Source organism: Pseudomonas sp. W5-01 (assembly GCF_046540435.1).
Classification (GTDB): Bacteria; Pseudomonadota; Gammaproteobacteria; order Pseudomonadales; family Pseudomonadaceae; genus Aquipseudomonas; species Aquipseudomonas graminis_B.
Genome location: NZ_JAXCIP010000004.1, coordinates 71,069 through 91,411, shown reverse-complemented (window position 1 = coordinate 91,411; position 20,343 = coordinate 71,069). Strand labels below are relative to the sequence as shown.

Annotated in this window: 13 protein-coding genes; 8 read left to right on the top strand and 5 right to left on the bottom strand. The window is 61.1% G+C overall.

The window, feature by feature from the left end; translation table 11 throughout:
• Nucleotides 1–46 precede the first annotated feature (46 nt).
• Nucleotides 47–2,893 carry an RNA polymerase-associated protein RapA gene (gene rapA / locus SLW75_RS13935; protein ID WP_410934741.1) on the bottom strand — a complete coding sequence of 949 codons (2,847 nt, stop codon included), beginning with the start codon at nucleotides 2,891–2,893 and terminating at the stop codon, nucleotides 47–49.
• 205 nt (nucleotides 2,894–3,098) lie between these two features.
• Here rapA and SLW75_RS13930 point away from each other — a divergent pair, with 205 nt between their 5' ends.
• From SLW75_RS13930 to ccoM, 3 genes are all read left to right on the top strand, one after another.
• Nucleotides 3,099–3,446 (top strand): aspartate-semialdehyde dehydrogenase, encoded by a 348-nt coding sequence (locus SLW75_RS13930; protein WP_065992645.1) that lies wholly within the window; start codon nucleotides 3,099–3,101, stop codon nucleotides 3,444–3,446.
• Nucleotides 3,447–3,512: 66 nt separating this feature from the next.
• Nucleotides 3,513–3,674, top strand: coding sequence for a hypothetical protein (locus SLW75_RS13925; RefSeq protein WP_167355831.1), 162 nt, complete (start codon nucleotides 3,513–3,515; stop codon nucleotides 3,672–3,674).
• A gap of 132 nt (nucleotides 3,675–3,806) precedes the next feature.
• Entirely contained in the window at nucleotides 3,807–3,923 is a 117-nt protein-coding gene (gene ccoM / locus SLW75_RS13920; RefSeq protein WP_279615270.1) for a cytochrome c oxidase subunit CcoM, read from the top strand.
• Nucleotides 3,924–4,034: 111 nt separating this feature from the next.
• Here the strand turns inward: ccoM and SLW75_RS13915 are convergent, their stop codons facing one another.
• Nucleotides 4,035–4,505: a MaoC family dehydratase gene (locus SLW75_RS13915; RefSeq protein ID WP_065992646.1), complete on the bottom strand. Its 471-nt coding sequence runs from the start codon at nucleotides 4,503–4,505 to the stop codon at nucleotides 4,035–4,037.
• Between the two features lie 40 nt (nucleotides 4,506–4,545).
• Nucleotides 4,546–5,490, bottom strand: a complete 945-nt coding sequence (locus SLW75_RS13910; protein WP_410934740.1) for an alpha/beta hydrolase — start codon at nucleotides 5,488–5,490, stop codon at nucleotides 4,546–4,548.
• A 226-nt stretch (nucleotides 5,491–5,716) separates the two neighbouring features.
• Between SLW75_RS13910 and fadD2 the strand changes: the two genes are divergently transcribed.
• From fadD2 to SLW75_RS13890, 4 genes are all read left to right on the top strand, one after another.
• Nucleotides 5,717–7,405, top strand: a complete 1,689-nt coding sequence (gene fadD2 / locus SLW75_RS13905) for a long-chain-fatty-acid--CoA ligase FadD2 (RefSeq protein WP_192134033.1) — start codon at nucleotides 5,717–5,719, stop codon at nucleotides 7,403–7,405.
• Between the two features lie 356 nt (nucleotides 7,406–7,761).
• Nucleotides 7,762–9,459, top strand: coding sequence for a long-chain-fatty-acid--CoA ligase FadD1 (fadD1, locus tag SLW75_RS13900; RefSeq protein WP_410934739.1), 1,698 nt, complete (start codon nucleotides 7,762–7,764; stop codon nucleotides 9,457–9,459).
• Between the two features lie 593 nt (nucleotides 9,460–10,052).
• A complete protein-coding gene (hrpA, locus tag SLW75_RS13895) occupies nucleotides 10,053–13,964 on the top strand; it encodes an ATP-dependent RNA helicase HrpA (protein ID WP_410934738.1) in 3,912 nt (1,303 codons plus the stop codon).
• A 228-nt stretch (nucleotides 13,965–14,192) separates the two neighbouring features.
• Entirely contained in the window at nucleotides 14,193–15,323 is a 1,131-nt protein-coding gene (locus SLW75_RS13890) for a beta-ketoacyl-ACP synthase III (protein WP_410934737.1), read from the top strand.
• Nucleotides 15,324–15,668: 345 nt separating this feature from the next.
• Here the strand turns inward: SLW75_RS13890 and SLW75_RS13885 are convergent, their stop codons facing one another.
• The gene (locus SLW75_RS13885; protein ID WP_410934736.1) at nucleotides 15,669–16,988 is read right to left on the bottom strand and encodes a putative porin; all 1,320 of its coding nucleotides are present in this window, start codon (nucleotides 16,986–16,988) and stop codon (nucleotides 15,669–15,671) included.
• A 279-nt stretch (nucleotides 16,989–17,267) separates the two neighbouring features.
• Between SLW75_RS13885 and SLW75_RS13880 the strand changes: the two genes are divergently transcribed.
• Complete coding sequence (locus tag SLW75_RS13880) at nucleotides 17,268–18,392, top strand: GNAT family N-acetyltransferase (RefSeq protein WP_410934735.1); 1,125 nt, start codon at nucleotides 17,268–17,270, stop codon at nucleotides 18,390–18,392.
• Nucleotides 18,393–18,465: 73 nt separating this feature from the next.
• On the opposite strand, the gene SLW75_RS13875 is transcribed toward SLW75_RS13880, so the two are convergent.
• Nucleotides 18,466–20,298 (bottom strand): ABC transporter ATP-binding protein, encoded by a 1,833-nt coding sequence (locus SLW75_RS13875; RefSeq protein WP_410934734.1) that lies wholly within the window; start codon nucleotides 20,296–20,298, stop codon nucleotides 18,466–18,468.
• Nucleotides 20,299–20,343: the final 45 nt, after the last annotated feature.

The window sequence follows — 20,343 nt, the reverse complement described above, 5'->3', positions numbered from 1 at the left end:
TCAGTCCCCTTTTACGCTCGGCCCTTTTACGGCCAGTCTTGTTGGTTCAGCCGGCGACAAGCACCCGAATCGCTTCGAGGCGCAGCGCGGCTTTTTCCAGCATGGCCAGGCCTTGCTCACGTTGCTCACGCAGCGCCGTCAGTTCGCTGTCGCGGACCGTCGGGTTGACCGCTTGCAGGGCCGTCAGACGCGCCAGTTCTTCTTCGGTGTCTGCCGCCAGACGTCGCTGTGCTTCCGCCACACGTTCAGCGTGCTTGGGCGCGATCTTGCTTTCGGCGGCGTTGATCTGCGGGTTCAGCACGTCACGCTGGGCCTGGATGAACTTGTTGGCGCTGGCCCGGGGCACGCTTTCCAGCTGACCGTTCAGGGTGGTGAAAGACACACGGCCCGACAGGTCGTTGCCGTTGCCATCCAGCAGGCAACGCAGTGCAGCCGGCGGCAGGTAGCGGCCCAACTGCAGCGAACGCGGCGCGACCACTTCACTGACGTAGAGCAACTCCAGCAGCACGGTGCCAGGTTTCAGCGCCTTGTTCTTGATCAATGCCACCGCGGTGTTGCCCATCGAGCCTGACAGCACCAGATCCATGCCGCCCTGCACCATCGGGTGTTCCCAGGTAATGAACTGCATGTCTTCGCGAGCCAGCGCCTGATTACGGTCGTAGGTGATGGTCACACCTTCGTCGTCCCCCAGCGGGAAGCTGGCGTCGAGCATCTTCTCGCTCGGCCGCAGGATCAGCGCATTCTCCGAGTGGTCTTCGCTGTCGATGCCGAACGCGTCGAACAGGGTTTCCATGTAGATCGGCAGGGTGAACTGATCGTCCTGCTCAAGGATGGCTTCCACCAGCGCTTCGCCTTCGCCCGCGCCGCCCGAATTGAGCTCCAGCAGGCGGTCGCGGCCGGTGTGAAGTTCACTCTCCAGACGCTCGCGCTCATTACGGGCCTCGTTCACCAGGGCCTGCCAGTCATCCTCGTCACCGCCATCGAGCTGCGGCAACAGGCGCGGGCCGAACGTATGCTGCAGCGCATTGCCGGTCGGGCAGGTGTTGAGGAACGCGTTGAGGGCTTCGTGATACCACTGGAACAGCCGCTCTTGCGGGCTGGTTTCCAAGTACGGCACGTGCAGCTCGATGATGTGCTTCTGGCCGATCCGGTCCAGACGACCGATACGCTGCTCCAGCAGGTCCGGGTGCGCGGGCAGATCGAACAGCACCAGATGATGGGAGAACTGGAAGTTGCGGCCTTCACTGCCGATTTCCGAACAGATCAGCACTTGGGCGCCGAACTCTTCGTCGGCGAAGTAGGCCGCCGCGCGGTCACGCTCGAGGATATTCATGCCTTCGTGGAAGACCGTCGCCGGGATGCCGGAGCGCACGCGCAGCGCGTCTTCCAGGTCCATCGCGGTTTCGGCGTGGGCGCAGATAACCAGCACCTTCACGCGCTTGAGCATTTTCAGCGTGTCGATCAGCCATTCAACCCGGGGATCGAAGCGCCACCAGCGTTCTTCTTCGCTGATCTCGCCTTGGGCCTGGAAGCTGACTTCCGGGTACAGGTCGGCGTGTTCGCCAATCGGTAGCTCGAGGTATTCGGCCGGGCAGGGCAGGGGGTACGGGTGCAGTTTGCGCTCCGGGAACCCTTGCACGGCGGCGCGGGTGTTGCGGAACAGCACGCGGCCTGTGCCGTGACGGTCAAGCAGTTCACGGATTAGACGGGCGCTGGCTTCGGCATCGCCGGCGGCAACAGCGGTCAGCAGTGCCTCGGCTTCGGCGCCGAGGAAACCACGGATGGTCTCGTTGGCCTTGGGCGATAGCGTGCCTTTGTCCAGCAGCTCCTGAACGGCCTCGGCTACCGGACGATAGTTTTCGCTCTCGGCGCGGAAGGCGTGCAGGTCATGAAAACGGTTTGGGTCCAGCAGGCGCAGACGGGCAAAGTGGCTGTCCTGACCGAGCTGCTCAGGGGTTGCCGTCAGCAGCAGGACGCCGGGAATCACTTCGGCCAGTTGCTCGACCAACGAGTATTCGCGGCTGGCCTTTTCTTCGTGCCAGACCAGGTGATGAGCCTCATCGACCACCAGCAGGTCCCACCCCGCCGCAAACAAAGCGTCCTGGGCCTTATCGTCTTCAACCAGCCATTCCAGCGACACCAGCGCCAGCTGGGTGTCTTCGAACGGATTGCTGGCATCGCTTTCGATGAAGCGTTCGGCATCGAACAGCGCGACCTGCAGGTTGAAGCGGCGGCGCATTTCGACCAGCCACTGGTGCTGCAGGTTTTCCGGCACCAGGATCAGCACGCGGTTGGCGCGGCCCGACAGCAACTGGCGGTGGATGACCAGACCGGCTTCGATGGTTTTACCCAGCCCCACTTCGTCCGCCAGCAAAACCCGCGGCGCGATACGGTCGGCGACTTCACGAGCGATGTGCAACTGGTGCGCGATTGGTTGTGCGCGCACGCCGCCCAGGCCCCACAGCGAGGATTGCAGCTGGCGGCTGGTGTGTTCGAGGGTGTGATAACGCAGGGAGAACCACGGGAGTGGGTCGATCTGCCCGGCAAACAGGCGGTCGGTGGCCAGGCGGAACTGGATGAAGTTCGACAGCTGGGTTTCCGGCAGGGTCACCGGCTGGTTCTGCGCGTTGAGGCCGTGGTAGACCAGCAGGCCGTCGACGTCGTCGACTTCGCGGACGGTCATCTTCCAGTTTTCGAAGTGGGTGATGGTGTCACCCGGCGAGAAGCGCACCCGCGTCAGCGGCGCATTGCGCAACGCATACTGGCGCGTGTCGCCAGTGGCCGGATAGAGCACGGTCAACAAGCGGCCGTCCTGTGCCAGAACGGTGCCCAAACCCAGCTCGGCTTCGCTGTCGCTAATCCAGCGTTGCCCCGGTTGATACTGCTGCGACATGCTGCCTGACTCCCGCCTTGAAAAAGCCGACTATGTTAACGGAACAAGGCGCCCAGGCCAAAGCCACATTGTAAAAACCCCCGGATATAGTGGGGGGCGTGGCTGAACGGGCACTTGCTGCGAAAAACATAGTTGAAACTCGCGCTTGAATCGGCTCAAGTCGACGAAACGGCAGCCGACAGCTTGATAACAGGAGACCATTACCATGCTGCCACCGCTGATCCCACTGAGCGCGGCCCCCGTGACTTCGCAGCTGGACCCGGTCAAACCCACCCCGGACATCCCGCCGGTAACGCCGATTCAAAAGAGTTCGAGCGAAACCAACATCGACATGGGCGAACGTGACCGCGAGCAGGCCGAATTGCTGCTGCGCGAAGAACAACGCCGCCATCAACGCCGCCGCAGCGACCGGCGCGTGGCAGACCGTCACCCCGATCTGCAAGAAGGCCCGGCCATTCCCGGGGATTTCCTCAATGCCGACGACACTGTGCCGGTGGTCCCGATCATCGACGACGAGCCACGCCAGGGCCTGTGGGTCGACCTGAAGGTCTGAGGCGCTGGTCAGCGCCGCTGCGATTGCGCATTATTGGCGGCAACAGGTATTCACGAGCGATACGCCATGAGCGATGACGACAAACTGGTAGACCTGAGTGCCGAACGCGCCAAGCGTGTTCACGACCTCAATGACAAACGGCTGAACGAAGTCCGAAGCGCGTTTGAACAGGCCATGCCGTTGGGCAAGGGCAAGAAGAAAGCCAAGAGCAAACCGAAAAAACGCTGACCACGCCTCCCGTTCGGCCCCCGCCTGCCGGCTGCTGTTTGCGATTCACGCCGGCATTGACCTGAGTCAATTTCTCCCGCTACCCCTCTGGTTACTCTGCGCCTGTCAAAGGCTGAAGCAGAGGGCACGCGCATGTTTCTCGACCACGCAGTGATAGCCGGCGTCATGGCGGTGGGGCTGATGATGGTGATTTATTCAAGCGTCGGACTGTTCATCTGGAAAGACTCACCCCCGCGCGGCAGACGCTGAGTTTTCTGTACAAAGAGCACGCAAGGCATTTTGGGCAACTTCGGTTGCCCATTTTTTTTGCGCGGTGGCTGTGCGTGCTGATTGCTGCGCCGGGAGGATGCTGGCGGCGGCTCAACCCACGGTGATGGGCGGCAGATCGGCCAGGGTCACGGTCTGCAGCTTGCGTGGCGCAAGGATCTCGGCCTCGCCATCCACCACCAGTTCATCGTTCTGATTGAACACGCGAGTGGCGATGCGCACGCGGAATTTCGGCAGTTTCTCGAGGATCTCCAGGCGCACGGTCAGGGTGTCGCCGATCTTGACCGGCTTCTGGAAGGTCATCTGCTGACCCAGGTAAATAGTGCCCGGGCCAGGCAGTTCACAGGCCACTGCCGCGCTGATCAATGCGCCGCTGAACATGCCGTGGGCGATGCGATCCTTGAACATGCTCTTGGCCGCGAACTCAGCGTCCAGGTGCACCGGGTTGCGGTCGCCGGACATCTCGGCGAACAGCTGGATGTGACGCTCCTCGACGGTTTTGCTGTAGCTGGCGGTCTGGCCGACTTCAAGGGATTCGTACGGCGTGTTGGTGACTTGGGTCATGGGGTGTCCTGTGACAGTTGGGAAAGATGAACCACCGGGGTCATTCGCTGCGGCGCGGCCTTGGCTGCTGCAGCGCCTGTTCAAGCCAGGCAAGCAGGTCATGGGTGACCTCTTCACGATTGATCTCCAGGAAAATCTCGTGACGCGCCTGCGGGTAGACCTTCAGCGTAACAAACGGGTGGTCGGTGCCGCTCAGAGCGTCGGCCAGATGCGTGAGACGCTTGCCATCGCTCACCGGATCACATTGGCCACCGATAATCAGGATGGGCAGTCCGGAATCGATCTGCGCCAGGTTCGAACGCTTGCTGATCTGTTGCAGGCCGCCAAGCAGGTCCATCCACAACTGATTGGTGCAGCGAAAGCCACACATCGGGTCATGGCTGTACGCGTCGACCTCGGCCGGGTCGCGGTTGAGCCAGTCATAGCAGGTGCGTACGGGCTTGAATCGTTTATTGAACGAGCCGAACGACAGGTGCTCGATCAACGCGCTGCGACCCGCCGGCCCTTGGCGCCAGCGTTCAAAACGAGCAACCAGCGCCGCCGAGCGGTAGAAGGCGACCGGATGGTAATTCGAGCCGCTGAGAATCGCCCCTTGCACACTGGCGCTGTGGTGCAGCAAATACCCCTGGGCGATGTAACTGCCCATGCTGTGACCGAGCAGGAACACCGGCACGCCCGGATGGCGCACCGCAATCGACGCTTTCAGCGTGGCGAGGTCGCCGACCACTTTGTTCCAGCCGTCCTGATCGGCGAAATGACCCAAAGTGCCATGGGAGGCCGAATGGCCGTGGCCACGCTGATCGGCGGCATACAAGGCGAAGCCTGCCCGCATCAGTGCCACGCCGAGTCTGTCATAGCGCCCGCCGTGCTCAGCCATCCCGTGGGAAAGCATGACCACCGCCCGGGCATTGCCCATCGGCCTCCAGGTCCGCACATAAAGACGACTGTGATCTTGAGCGTCCAGCCAAAAAGCTTCGTGTTCCATCGCGTTTTCCTGGCCCCTGTAAAAAGTTGTCTCAAAAAACGCAGTGGCGAGCGCTTTGCTTGAGTGTATAGCGGTAGCCGGATGGCAGGCTGGTTACCCGCAAGATTCACACCGGTGATGACGTGGCGACGACTATTTGCCTTCTATGCCATAGCTGCTAACGTCCGGCAAACGCCCGTTTAAATACCACGGGGCCAGTACACTCAGGTAAGAGGATAAAAACAACATGCAACCTGAATTCTGGAACGACAAGCGGCCCGCTGGCGTTCTTTCTGAGGTGGACCTGCAGGCGTACACATCGGTGATCGAAGTGTTCGAGCGCAGTTGCCGCCAGTACGCCGATCGGCCGGCCTACAGCAACATGGGTGTCACCCTGAGTTACGCAGAGCTTGAGCGCCAATCGGCGGCGTTCGCCGGTTACCTGCAACAGCAGACTGACCTCAAACCCGGCGACCGCATCGCCGTGCAGATGCCCAACCTGATCCAGTACCCCATCGCCGTATTTGGCGCCATGCGGGCCGGCCTGATCGTCGTCAACACCAATCCGCTGTACACCGCCCGGGAGATGCGCCACCAGTTCAAGGATTCCGGCGCCCGCGCACTGGTCTATCTCAACGTCTTCGGCAAGAACGTGCAGGAAGTGCTCGCGGACACCGATATTCAGTACCTCATCGAAGTGAAGATGGGCGACATGCAGTCGGCGGCCAAAGGCTGGCTGATCAACACCGTGGTCGAAAAGGTCAAGAAGCTGGTGCCCGCGTACCACTTGCCCCAAGCCATCCCGTTCAAACGTGTGCTCAAGCTGGGCAAGGGCGATCGTCTGCAACGGGTGCCAATGGCGCTGGATGACGTCGCTGTGCTGCAGTACACCGGCGGCACCACCGGTTCGCCGAAAGGCGCGATGCTGACCCACGGCAATCTGGTCGCCAACATGCAGCAGGTCTATGCCTGCATGCAGCAGCACGGGCCCGACGGGCGGCCGATTTTCAAGCAGGGCAGCGAGATCATGGTGGCGCCGCTGCCGCTTTATCACATCTATGCGTTCACCTGTAATTGCATGTGCATGATGGTCAGCGGCAATCACAACCTGCTGATCACCAACCCGCGGGACATCGGCGGCTTCATCAAAGAGCTGAAGAAGTGGAAGTTCTCGGCAATGCTCGGCCTCAATACGCTGTTCGTGGCGCTGATGGACCATCCCGAATTCAAGAATCTGGATTTCTCGACGTTGCGCCTGACCAATTCCGGCGGCACCGCGCTGGTCAAAGCCACCGCCGAGCGCTGGCTGCAATTGACCGGCTGCCCGATCGTCGAGGGCTATGGCCTGACCGAAACCTCTCCCGTCGCCACCGCCAACCCCTATGGCACTCAGTCCAGGCTGGGGACGGTGGGCATGCCGGTGCCGGGCACCACGGCGAAGGTCATCAGCGACGACGGTGCTGAGCTGCCTGTGGGTGAGCGCGGCGAGCTGTGCCTAAAGGGCCCGCAGATCATGCTCGGTTACTGGAACAAGCCAGAGGCCACCGCCGAAGTGCTGGACAGCGAAGGCTGGCTGAAAACCGGGGACATCGCGGTGATCGACCCGGACGGGTTCATTCGTATCGTGGACCGCAAGAAGGACCTGATCATCGTTTCGGGCTTCAACGTCTACCCGAACGAGATCGAAGACGTTGTCTCGCGGCATCCGAAAGTCGCGAACTGTGCGGTGATCGGCGTTCCGGACGACCGTTCGGGCGAAGCTGTGAAGCTGTTCGTGGTGCCGAGGGATGCCACGCTGACCAGCGAGGAGTTGAAGGCATACTGCAAGGAGAACTTCACCGGCTACAAGATTCCCAAGCAGATCGTGCTGCGTGAGTCGTTGCCGATGACGCCTGTGGGGAAAATCCTGCGGCGCGAGCTGCGGGATATCGCCTGATCGGGCATCGCTTCCTTCCCCTGAGCTTTACCCGCACAAAACGGCGTGATGATCACGCCGTTTTTTTGCCCGGTGTTTGGCTTCAGGGTTTGAGGGGGCCGCATAAATGAACATCACCGTAGGATATTTCCGACATTTAGGTTCATTGCTCTAAACGTGACCGTGGCCTATTCAAGAGTCAGGTATGTGACTGGAGAGCCCGCTTTTGGCTCTAGGCGGCCTTTGGCAAAGCTGATACGCTCGCCCCGCTTTTTGTGCCAACGGTCAACAAAAAGCGGTTACTACAATATTCCAAACACAAGAAATCATCGCATCAAGCGGTGTGTAGAAACGCTGTTGCTGAGGAGTCGGCTTTTATGCTCGAAAACTTCTGGAAGGATAAATATCCGACAGGTATCGCTGCCGATATCGATCCGGATCAGTATCCGAACGTACAGGCCGTATTGAAACAGTCCTGCGAGCGTTTCGCCAACAAACCTGCGTTCAGCAACCTGGGCAAGACCCTCACCTACGGCGAAATGTACGCGCTGTCCGGTGCCTTTGCGGCGTATCTGCAACAGCACACCGACCTGCAACCGGGCGATCGCATCGCCGTGCAGTTGCCCAACGTGCTGCAGTACCCGGTCGCGGTGTTCGGTGCCATTCGTGCCGGGCTCATCGTGGTCAACACCAACCCGCTGTACACCGCGCGGGAAATGGAACACCAATTCAACGACTCCGGCGCCAAGGCGCTGGTTTGCCTGGCGAACATGGCGCACCTGGCCGAGAAGGTCGTGCCCAAGACCGGCGTCAAGCACATCATCGTCACCGAAGTCGCCGACCTGCTGCCGCCCCTCAAGCGCCTGCTGGTCAACAGCGTCATCAAGTACGTGAAGAAGATGGTTCCGCCGTTTCACCTGCCCAAGGCGGTCAAATTCAACGACGTGCTGGCCAAGGGGCACGGTCAGCCGGTGCGGGATGTTTCGCCGACCGGCGACGACGTCGCGGTGCTGCAATACACCGGCGGCACCACCGGCGTGGCCAAGGGCGCGATGCTCACCCACCGCAACCTGATCGCCAACATGCTGCAATGCCGGGCGCTGATGGCGGCCAACCTCAATGAAGCCACGGAGATTCTGATCACGCCGTTGCCGCTGTACCACATCTATGCGTTCACCTTTCACTGCATGGCGATGATGCTGAGCGGCAACCACAACGTGCTGATCAGCAACCCCCGTGATTTGTCGGCGATGGTGAAAGAGCTGTCGAAGTGGAAGTTTTCCGGCTTCGTTGGTCTCAACACGCTGTTCGTCGCGCTGTGCAATAACGCCGACTTCCGCCACCTGGATTTCTCCTCCCTCAAGCTCACCCTGTCGGGCGGCATGGCTCTGCAAACCGCGGCGGCCGAGCGCTGGAAAGAGGTGACCGGCTGCTCGATCTGCGAAGGTTACGGCATGACCGAGACCAGCCCGGTGGCGTCGGTCAACCCGTTCCAGAAGATCCAGATGGGCACCATCGGCATTCCCGTGCCTTCGACCCTGTGCAAGACCATTAATGACGCTGGCGAAGAGCTGCCGGTCGGCGAAGTGGGCGAGCTGTGCATCAAGGGTCCGCAGGTGATGAAAGGCTACTGGCAAAATCAGGCGGCCACCGACGAGATGCTCGATGCCGACGGTTGGTTGAAGACCGGTGACATCGCAATCATCCAGCCGGATGGCTACATGCGCATCGTTGATCGCAAGAAGGACATGATTCTGGTCTCCGGCTTCAACGTGTACCCGAACGAACTGGAAGACGTGCTGGCGACCCTGCCCGGCGTCCTGCAGTGCGCGGCCATCGGTATCCCGGACGAGAAATCCGGCGAGGCGATCAAGCTGTTCGTGGTGTGCAAACCGGGCACGACCCTGAGTAAGGATCAAGTCATGGAGCACATGCGTGCCAACGTCACGGCTTATAAAGTGCCGCGTAGCGTGGAATTCCGCGACGCCCTGCCGACCACCAACGTCGGCAAGATCCTGCGCCGCGAACTGCGTGACGAAGAACTGAAAAAGCTGGCGCTGAAGAAGCCCGCCTGAGTCAGCCCTCACACCAACAGACCCCGCCAGCGTGGTCGGCCTAACGGCCTCGGGTTTCGCCTTCGGCGAGTTACTTGATAAAGCCCCAAGTAACCAAGGGCTTTTGCTCTTGGTTGGGCCCCGACTTCGTCGGGGTTCCTTCACTCCGGTCCCGCTCCGTGGGCCCGCGCCGAACGGACATCCATGTCCTGACGGCGCTCTCGCCGCATCCATGCGGCTCGGCCCACTCCGCGAGACCTACGTTCAGCCTGCACCAAGGTCGCGATAGGTGTCGTCTGGACTTTCTCCGCATGAAGATCAAAAGCAGATCACAAGCTTCCCGGCTAAAGCCGGTCCCACAGACCTACTGCGCATCCACTGTAGGACTGGCTTTAGCCGGGAAGAGGCCCGCATGACCGCCATCAATTTTTTGGCATACACCCTCCATGTGGGAGCCGTCACGACCTCGTGGGAGCGATCGGGGTGGCGCTCCACCTTGCGCGCGAGGACTTACACCCTGCCCGCAAATGCCTTTGCGCCACAGACCTGCCTCCACCCCACCAAATCTGCGACAATCCGCGCCCTGCATTCAGATAGAAAGATTCCGCGCCCTGATGACCGACGATTCGACCTCCATCGACCAACTCTTCAAAAATCTCGACCACGCGATGATCAGCGATCGTCATCGCTTGCGCCGGCAATTGCATGAGCTGCGCAAGAAACCGGACGAGACGAAGCTGGCGCAGTGGGTCGAGCGCGTGCAGGCATCGTGCGCCCGTGTGCTGAGTCGCGCGCAAAGCGTGCCGACCCTGCGCTACGACGAAAACCTGCCGATCGCCGCCAAGCGCGACGAGATCAAGAAAGCGATCCTTGAACATCAGGTGTTGATCATCGCCGGCGAAACCGGCTCGGGCAAAACCACTCAGCTGCCGAAAATCTGTCTGGAAATCGGTCGCGGGCAGCACGGACTGATCGGCCACACCCAGCCACGTCGAATCGCAGCACGGAGCGTCGGCAGCCGGGTCGCCGAAGAAGTCGGCACGCCGCTGGGCGGGTTGGTGGGTTATCAGGTGCGCTTCGAAGACCAGAGCGACGAAAACACCCTGATCAAGCTGATGACCGACGGCATTCTGCTCGCCGAAACCCAGCACGACCGCTTTCTTGAGCGCTACGACACGATCATCGTCGACGAAGCCCACGAACGCAGCCTGAACATCGACTTCCTGCTCGGTTATCTGAAAACCCTGCTGCCCCGTCGTCCGGATCTGAAAGTCATCATCACCTCGGCGACCATCGACCTCGAACGCTTCTCGGAGCATTTCGACAAGGCGCCGGTCATCGAAGTCTCGGGCCGGACCTTCCCGGTAGAGACCTGGTACCGGCCGATGACCGCCCAGCAGGACGAAGAGGGCAACAGCATCGAGGAAGACCTGACCGTCGATCAGGCGATTCTCGCTACGCTGGACGAACTGGCCGCTTTCGAACGCAGCGAGCGCAAGTCCCCCGGCGATGTGCTGGTGTTTCTGCCCGGCGAGCGGGAAATCCGTGACGCTGCCGAGATGCTGCGCAAGGCGCAACTGAAGCACACCGAAATCCTGCCGCTGTACGCGCGCCTGTCGCCGGCCGAGCAGCAACGAATTTTCCAGTCTCACCCGGGCCGTCGCGTGGTACTGGCGACCAACGTCGCCGAAACCTCGCTGACCGTGCCGGGTATCCGCTACGTCATCGACACCGGCACCGCGCGCATCAGCCGCTACAGCTACCGCGCCAAAGTGCAGCGCCTGCCCATCGAAGCGATTTCCCAGGCCAGCGCCAACCAGCGCAAGGGCCGTTGCGGTCGGGTCGAGCCGGGCCTTTGCGTGCGGCTGTACAGCGAAGAAGATTTTCTGGCGCGGCCTGAATTCACCGACCCGGAGATTCTGCGCACCAACTTGGCGGCGGTGATCCTGCAGATGCTCCACCTGCGGCTGGGCCAGATCACCGATTTCCCGTTCATCGAGCCGCCGGACGGCAAAGCCATCAGCGACGGCTTCAACCTGTTGCAGGAGCTGTCAGCGGTCGATCGCGAGAACAACCTGACGCCGATGGGCCGGCAACTGGCGCGCCTGCCGGTGGACCCGCGCATGGGCCGCATGTTGCTCGAAGCGGCGAAGCAGGGCAGCCTGCAGGAAGTGTTGATTGTCGCCAGCGCCATGTCGATTCAGGACCCCCGTGAGCGTCCGCCGGAGCGTCAGCAGGCCGCCGACCAAGCCCACGCGCAGTGGAAAGATCAGGACTCCGACTTCGCCGGGCTGGTCAATCTATGGCGCGGTTTCGAAGAACAGCGCCAGGCCCTGACCGCCAGTCCGCTGCGTAACTGGTGCCGCCGTAATTTCCTCAATTACCTGCGCCTGCGCGAGTGGCGTGACTCCCATCGTCAATTGAGCCTGATCTGTCGCGACCTGCAACTGACGGTCAATAAAGAGCCGGCCGATTTCCCGAAATTCCACAAGGCGGTGCTCTCGGGCCTGCTCAGCCAGATCGGTCAGAAGACTGAAGATGGCGACTACATGGGCGCCCGCCAGCGGCGTTTCTGGGTGCATCCGTCTTCGGGGCTGGGTCGCAAGCGCCCGCAATGGATCATGGCCGCCGAGCTGGTCGAGACCACCAAGCTGTATGCACGCATGGTGGCGAAGATCGAACCGGACTGGATCGAACCCCTTGCCGGGCACTTGATCAAGAAAAACCACTTCGAACCCCATTGGGAAAAGAAGCGCGGCCAGGTTGTGGCTTTCGAGCAGATCACCCTGTTCGGCCTTATCGTGGTTGGGCGTCGGCCCGTGCATTTCGGGCCGATCGATCCGGTCGTGTCCCGCGAGTTCTTCATACGCGAAGGGCTGGTGCGCGGCGAAATCCAGTCCCGGGCCAAATGCCTCTCAGCCAATGCCAAATTGCTGGAGCAGCTCGACGAACTGGAAGCCAAGGCGCGTCGCCGAGACATCCTGGCCGACGAAGAAACCCTGTATCGGTATTACGACGAACGCTTGCCGGCGGAGATTCACCAGACCGCGACGTTCGACGCCTGGTACCGGATGGAGAGCCAGAAGAACCCGCAGTTGCTGATCATGCGCGAGGAAGATGTGCTCGCCCGTGAAGCCAGCGAGGTCACGGCCAATCAGTACCCGGACACTTTGCGCCTGGGCGAACTGACCCTGTCGCTGACCTATCACTTCGAGCCCAACCACCCCCGTGACGGCGTGACCCTGCGGGTGCCGGCGCCGCTGTTGCTGTCGTTACCGGCCGAGCGCCTGGAGTGGCTGGTGCCAGGGCTGCTGGAAACCAAATGCGTGGCGCTGGTGCGCAACCTGCCCAAGGCGCTGCGCAAGAATTTCGTGCCGGTGCCGGACTTCGTCAAAGCCGCGTTGCAGCGGATGGTCTTCGCCGAAGGCTCGCTGCCCCAGTCGTTGGGCCGCGAGCTGTTGCGCATGACCGGCGTGCGGGTGACCGACGAAGCCTGGGCCGAAGCGGCGCAGCAGGTGGAAAGCCACCTGAAAATGAACCTTGAAGTGGTCGACGCCAACGGCAAGTTCCTCGGCGAAGGCCGTGAGCTGGATGAGCTGACCGCGCGGTTCGCCGAGGCCGGTCAGGCTGCATTGGCAGTGCCGCACTCGGCGAAAGGCCAGCAGCCGGTCGAGGCCAAGGGCTTCGCAAAGGTGGCCGAGAAGACTCAGCAGAAGATCGCCGGGCTGTCGATGACGGTGTATCCGGCGCTGGTGGAAGAGGGCGGCGCGGTCAAAGAAGGGCGTTTCTCCACCCAGGCCGAGGCCGAATACCAGCACCGCCGAGCCCTGCAACGGTTGTTGTTGCAGCAACTGGCCGAGCCGACCAAGTTTTTGCGCAGCAAGTTGCCGGGACAGACCGAGCTGGCCTTGCTGTACCGCGACTTGGGTCGGGTCGATGCATTGATCGAAGACATCCTGCTGGCGAGTCTCGACAGCTGCATTCTCGAGGGCGAAACGACGTTGCCCCGAGACGGCGCCGGCCTCCTGTCCCTGGCCGAGCGCAAGCGTGGTGGTCTGACCGAGCATGCCGAGCGGCTGGCGAGGCTGACGCTGGAGATTCTCAAGCTGTGGCATGGCCTGCAGAAGCGCTTCAAGGGCAAGATCGATCTGGCCCAGGCCGTGGCGCTGAACGACATCAAAGGTCAGCTAAGCAAGCTGGTCTATCCCGGTTTCATCCGCGAAACCCCGGCGGTGTGGCTCAAGGAACTGCCGCGTTACCTCAAGGCCATCGAAATGCGCCTCGAAAAACTTGGTAGCCAGGCGCAGAAGGACAGGGTCTGGAGCATCGAACTGGGCAATCTCTGGGCGCAGTACCAGGCCCGCGCCGACAAACACGCCCAGGAAGGCAAGCGCGATCCGGAGCTGGTGGTGTATCGCTGGTGGCTGGAGGAATACCGCGTTTCGCTGTTCGCGCAGCAACTGGGCACCAAAGTGCCGATCTCGGACAAGCGCCTGAACAAGCAGTGGACTCAGGTCGAGGGGTGATCCCCTCGGCCCGCAGTGCCGATTACATTACCCGATAGCGCGAAATGGCGGCCGTTATGGCAAACTTCGCGGCTAAACTTCATAGCGTCATAAAACATCCGTCGTCCGCCAAGCGGGTTGCTGCCCCGTTGCATTGGGACCTTCGTCCCAGATCGCCAACGCCCCCGCTTGTGCTGGCTGTTCAGCTGCCGCCGTCAATGAGCTGCTTTTATCTCGAGAGGAACGACCGTGTACGAAGTCGTGATCAGTGGCACCGGGCTTTTCACCCCCGCCAACAGTATTTCCAACGATGAGCTGGTGCAGTCTTTCAACACCTACGTTGCCCAGTTCAACGCCGAAAATGCCGCCGCGATCGAAGCGGGAGAGGTCCAGGCACTGACGGAATCCAACGCGGCGTTCATCGAAAAAGCCAGCGGCATCAAAAGCCGTTACGTGATGGACAAGGACGGCATTCTCGACCCCCAGCGCATGAAGCCGCGCCTGCCCGAGCGCTCCAATGACGAGTGGTCGATCCTCTGCGAGATGGGCGTTGCCGCGGCCAATCAGGCCCTGCAGCGTGCCGGCAAGACTCCCGCTGACATCGACGGCGTGATCGTCGCCTGCTCCAACCTGCAGCGCGCGTACCCGGCGATCTCCATCGAAATCCAGGCGGCGCTGGGCGTTGAGGGCTTCGGCTTTGACATGAACGTGGCGTGCTCCTCGGCCACGTTCGGCATCCAGACCGCATGCAACAGCGTCAAGCTGGGCCAGGCCCGCGCGCTGTTGGTCATCAGCCCTGAGATCTGCACCGCTCACCTTAATTTCCGCGACCGTGACAGCCACTTCATCTTCGGTGACGCGGCCACGGCGGTGGTGGTCGAGCGTGCAGACCTGGCAACCTCACCGCACCAGTTCGACATCGTCGGCACCAAGCTGCTGACGACGTTCTCCAATAACATCCGCAACAACTTCGGTTTCCTCAATCGCACGGCGGAAGAGGGCCAAGGCAAGCAGGACAAGCAGGACAAGCTGTTCGTGCAGGAAGGCCGCAAGGTGTTCCGCGATGTCTGCCCGATGGTCGCCGAACTGGTGGCGGCGCACCTGGACGAGAACCAGTTGAACGTCAGCGACGTGCAACGGTTCTGGCTGCATCAGGCCAACCTGAGCATGAACCACCTGATCGTGAAGAAACTGCTGGGCCGCGACGCCACTGTCGAAGAAGCGCCGGTGATCCTCGACCGCTACGCCAACACCAGCTCCGCAGGTTCGGTGATCGCGTTTCACGAACACCAGGACGACCTGCCAAGCGGCGCGCTGGGCGTACTCAGTTCGTTCGGCGCGGGGTATTCGATTGGTAGCGTGATCTTGCGCAAGAAGTGATGCGCACGGCATGACAGGGGTTGATGACGTAGGAGCGTGGCTTGTCCCGCGATCTGGCGCGCAGCGGCAGCAACACAATGAATGCGGTGTGTCAGCAAGAATGGCTCGGCGAGGTTTAACGACTGCTGCGCAGCCGATCGCGGGACAAGCCACGCTCCTACAGAGTTCGGCGTATGGCATCGCAACAAAAAAGCCCGGCGTTGCTCTGTCGGAACGGATGATGGGGATCCGACAGGGCAACGGCGGGCTTGAGTTTTTTAGCAGCTTCAAACGGCAGCAGCACGCCGCTTGAGGCTTTTTGCTTTTAACGTGTCGCTTGCAGCTTGCAGCTTGCAGCTCGCTTTCTTAAAACTTCGCCAGTACGTCCAGCTGCAGCGTGTTGGCATCCTGATCACGCGGCAGCGCAGAGGTCGCGAAGTCCGCTTTGGTCAGGAAGTACGTCGCGCCGACGGCGAAGTTCTTGTCGATGTCGTAGGAAATGGCCAGCTTGTGACCGCGTGAACCGGTAGTGCCGTTGGCGAAATCGGAGTCGGTGAAAGCACCCACCACAGCGTTACGCTGCGTGTCGCGGTAGTTGTAGTCCAGACCGAAACCGAACACCTTGGTTTTCACACCCGCCAGCCAGGCGGTGTCTTCGTCGCTGTTGGTGGCGCTGTTGACCACGTACTGACCGTACAGGCCGACCGGTACGACAAAGCCGGTCAGGTCCAGTTGACCGAAGCCTTCGTACAGGCGGAAGTCAGTGGTGTTGTTGCCGTTGATGCTCAAGCCACAGAACGTTGTGCTGGTGCTGGCAGCGGCCGGATTACAGTCGTTGGAGTTTTCGTAGCTGTAGACCGAACCGCCGACCGTCATCTTCACGTTGTCGGTGATGGCGACCCGCGTACCCAACTGAGCCGCGTTCAGGCGCAGGTCGTTCTTGAACTGCGTACCTTCGCCGCTGATGTTGTCCTTGAGGGTGTAGGTACCGGCGCTGCCGAACAGCTCGAAGCCCTTGTTGATCGGCAGGCTGTAAGTGGCGGCCAGACCTTCAGGGTTGATGTCGTTGTCCCAGATCACGTCACCTTCGCTGACCCATGGCTGAGCCATCTTGCCGCCGATGACGTGCAGGTTCTGGATTGCGGTCGGGTGGTAGTCGATGAAGCCCTGATCCAGCCACAGGTCTTTCTTGGTGAAGTAGTCGTTCTGGTCAACGTTGGTGGAGTTGGCCTTGTTGTCACCACCGGTGGCGATACGGATTCCGGTGCTGACTTGCGGGTTAATCTCGCTGTAGGCGCCGAGACGCACACGGATACGCTGACGATTTTTGTCCTGGCTGTTGTTCTGGTCGTCGATCTTGACCGTCTCTTGCCGAACGCGAACGTCACCTTTGAATTGAGTCTTCGCTGCCCAGGCCACTTTCTGCTCGAAGGCAGACAGTTCGGAGGACTTGGCCGTGGTGGCGGCGGCGATCTGGTCGGACGTGGCTTTCTGAGCCTGTTGCTGGGCCAACTGGTCTTTGGTCAGCTCGGTTTGCAGTTCGGCATACTGGGCAGGTGAAATCGAGCCATTGGCCTTGAGCATGTCGAGCAGTTTCGCGTCGACTGCGGCGCTGGCCGGAACGCTCATGGCCAGCAGCACACCACCACACAGGGCTGCCGCAGTTTTCGTGGAAGCAAGACGCATATCAATCTCCGTAACTGAGAAGGGATGACCGGATCATCCAGGGATCAGCCGACCAAAGGCGGGCGGAAGAAAATTGGCGTTCTTAGAACCTCTGGCTCTAAAAACTGGCGCCAGTATTGCCAGCGTTTATGACGATACGGTGGCGAAGTGATGTCGTGTGGGTGACATGTGAAAATTTCGTTGGAGCTGCGGGCTAGAGCGGTGCCGCGAGTAATTTCATGTGCAGAACAGATGAATAGGTGATACTGCGCCCACGTTGGCGCGACCTGGAGTGGTGGGATGTCGTTACACCGATTGGATAAGCTTTCTGACCTTGCGCCTGAACAGTGGGACGCCCTGATACCTGGCGATTCACCGTTTTTGCGCCATGCCTTTCTCAGTTCGCTGGAAGACAGCGGCAGCCTCGGGCCGCGTTCCGGCTGGCGCGCCGAGCACTTGCTGCACTACGAGGGCGAGCAACTCATCGCTGCGTTGCCGGCGTACCGCAAGTGGCACTCTTATGGCGAGTACGTGTTCGATCACGCCTGGGCGGACGCCTGTCGTCGCGCCGGGCTGGCCTATTACCCCAAGCTGCTGGTGGCGGTGCCGTTCAGTCCGGTAAGCGGGCCCCGGCTGTTGGCGAAGACCCCCGAAGATGGCCGTGAACTGCTCGCTTGCCTGCCGGGGTATGCCCAGGGCGAGGAGCTGTCCAGCGTTCACGTCAACTTCACCGACCCGGTCGCCGATGCGTTGCTCGCCGAACAACCCGGCTGGCTGCAGCGCATTGGCTGTCAGTACCACTGGCAGAACCGCGGCTATCGGGATTTTCAGGATTTTCTCGACGCCTTGAGCTCACGCAAGCGTAAGCAAATGCGCAAGGAGCGCGAGCAAGTGGCGGGGCAGGGTTTTGACTTCGACTGGCTCGAAGGGCATGAACTGAGCGAGGCGCATTGGGATTTCGTCTACGCCTGCTATTCCAATACCTACGAAGTGCGTGGGCAAACGCCTTACCTAACGCGGGAGTTCTTCAGTCTGGTTGCCGAGCGCATGCCCGACGCGATTCGTGTGGTGCTGGCGCGGCAGGGTTCGCGCCCGGTGGCGATGGCATTCAGCCTGGTCGGCGCCGACAGTTTTTACGGTCGCTACTGGGGCTGTTTGGCCGAGTTCGATCGATTGCACTTCGAGACGTGTTTCTATCAGGGCATGGATTACGCGATCGCCCACGGCTTCAAGCGCTTCGACGCGGGCGCCCAAGGGGAGCACAAATTGATCCGCGGCTTCGAGCCGGTCATCACCCACTCATGGCATTACCTGGCGCACCCGGGATTGCGCGAGGCGGTGGCGGATTTTCTGACCCAGGAACGGGCGGGGATTCTGGCGTACGCCGAAGAAGCGCGCGGGGCGTTGCCGTATCGGCAGGTGTAGCTCGATCTGTTTGGATCCGCCGAAGGCGTCTGCGGCGGGTCCATTTTTCACGAGCAACCTCGCTCCCACAGGTTCAATCCACCCCGACGAACCCGCCCGTCTGATGCGCCCACAGCCGCGCATACAAGCCTTTGTGGGCCAGCAGCTCGCTATGGGTCCCGCTTTCCGCAATCACGCCGTTTTCCAGGACGATCAGGCGATCCATCCGCGCGATGGTCGACAGCCGGTGGGCAATCGCAATCACCGTCTTGCCCTGCATCAGCGTCTCCAGACTCTCCTGAATCGCCGCTTCCACTTCCGAATCCAGCGCTGACGTCGCTTCGTCCATGATCAGGATCGGCGCGTCCTTGAGCAGCACGCGGGTGATGGCGATGCGCTGACGCTGACCACCGGACAGTTTCACGCCGCGCTCGCCCACATGGGCGTCCAGCCCGGTGCGGCCTTCGGAATCCGTTAGCAGCGGAATGAACTCGTCGGCGCGGGCCTTGCGCATGGCTTCCCACAATTCAGCGTCGGTCGCATCGGGTTTGCCATAAAGCAGGTTGTCGCGGATGGAGCGGTGCAACAGCGACGTGTCCTGGGTGATCATGCCAATGTGTGAGCGCAGGCTTTCCTGAGCGACGTGGGAAATGTCCTGATCGTCGATCAGGATCCGCCCGCCTTGTACGTCATACAGGCGTAGGAGGAGGTTAACCAAAGTCGATTTACCCGCGCCCGACGGCCCGATCAAACCAATTTTCTCGCCCGGCTTGATGTCCAGGTTCAGGCCGTGAATCACGCCCTTGCCCTTGCCGTACTGGAAGTTGAGGTATTCGAATTTCACCTCGCCACGGCTGACCGCCAGCTTCGGTGCAGCGTCCCGGTCGGTGATGCCCACCGGCTGCGCGATGCTCTGCAGACCGTCCTGCACCATGCCGATGTTTTCGAAAATGCCGTTGACCACCCACATGATCCAGCCGGACATATTGACGATCCGAATCGCCAGACCGGTCGCCAGCGCAATCGCACCCACGGATATCAACGACTGGGTCCACAGCCACAATGCCAGGCCTGTGGTCGTCACAATCAGAATGCCGTTGAGGCTGGTGATCACGGTGTCCATTTCAGTGATCACGCGACCTGCCAGCTGGGTCTTTTCTGTTTGTTCGCTGATGGCCTCGCGGGCGTACTGCTGCTCCGAGTTGGTGTGCGCGAACAGCTTGAGTGTGGCGATGTTGGTGTAGCCATCGACGATGCGGCCCATCAGCTTGGAGCGCGCATCGGAGGAAATGACCGAGCGAGCCTTCACCCGAGGCACGAAGTACCACAGCGCCAGAATGAACGCGAAGATCCAGCTCAGCAGCGGAATCATCAGGCGCCAGTCGGCTTCGGCGAACAGCACCAGCGCGCTGATCGAATAGATCAGCACGTGCCACAACGCGTCCACCGACTGCACCGCCGAATCACGCAGCGCGTTGCCGGTCTGGACGATGCGTTGGGCGATGCGCCCGGCGAAGTCGTTCTGGAAGAAATTCAGGCTCTGCTTGAGCACGTAACTGTGGTTCTGCCAGTTGATCATGCTGGTCATGCCGGGGCTGATGGTCTGGTGCACCAGCAGGTCATGCAGGGCAACGAAGATCGGGCGCAGCACCAGCGCGACGATGACCATCCACGTCAGCTCGAACGCATGTTCGCGGAAGAAATTCGGGTTGGGCGTGCCTTGGGCCAGATCAATGATGCGGCTCAGGTAGCTGAACAGCGACACTTCGATCAGCGCGCCGATCAGTCCGACCACCAGCAGCGCGGCAAAGCTGGGCCACACCTGACGCAGGTAATACAGGTAGAACGAGGCGACGGTGTTGGGCGGGGCGGCGGAAGGGGCTTCGCGGAAGATATCGATCAGCTGTTCAAAACGGCGATAGAGCATTGGCAATGACGCCCACGCTTGAGCGGGCTCTCCTTTGGATGGCGA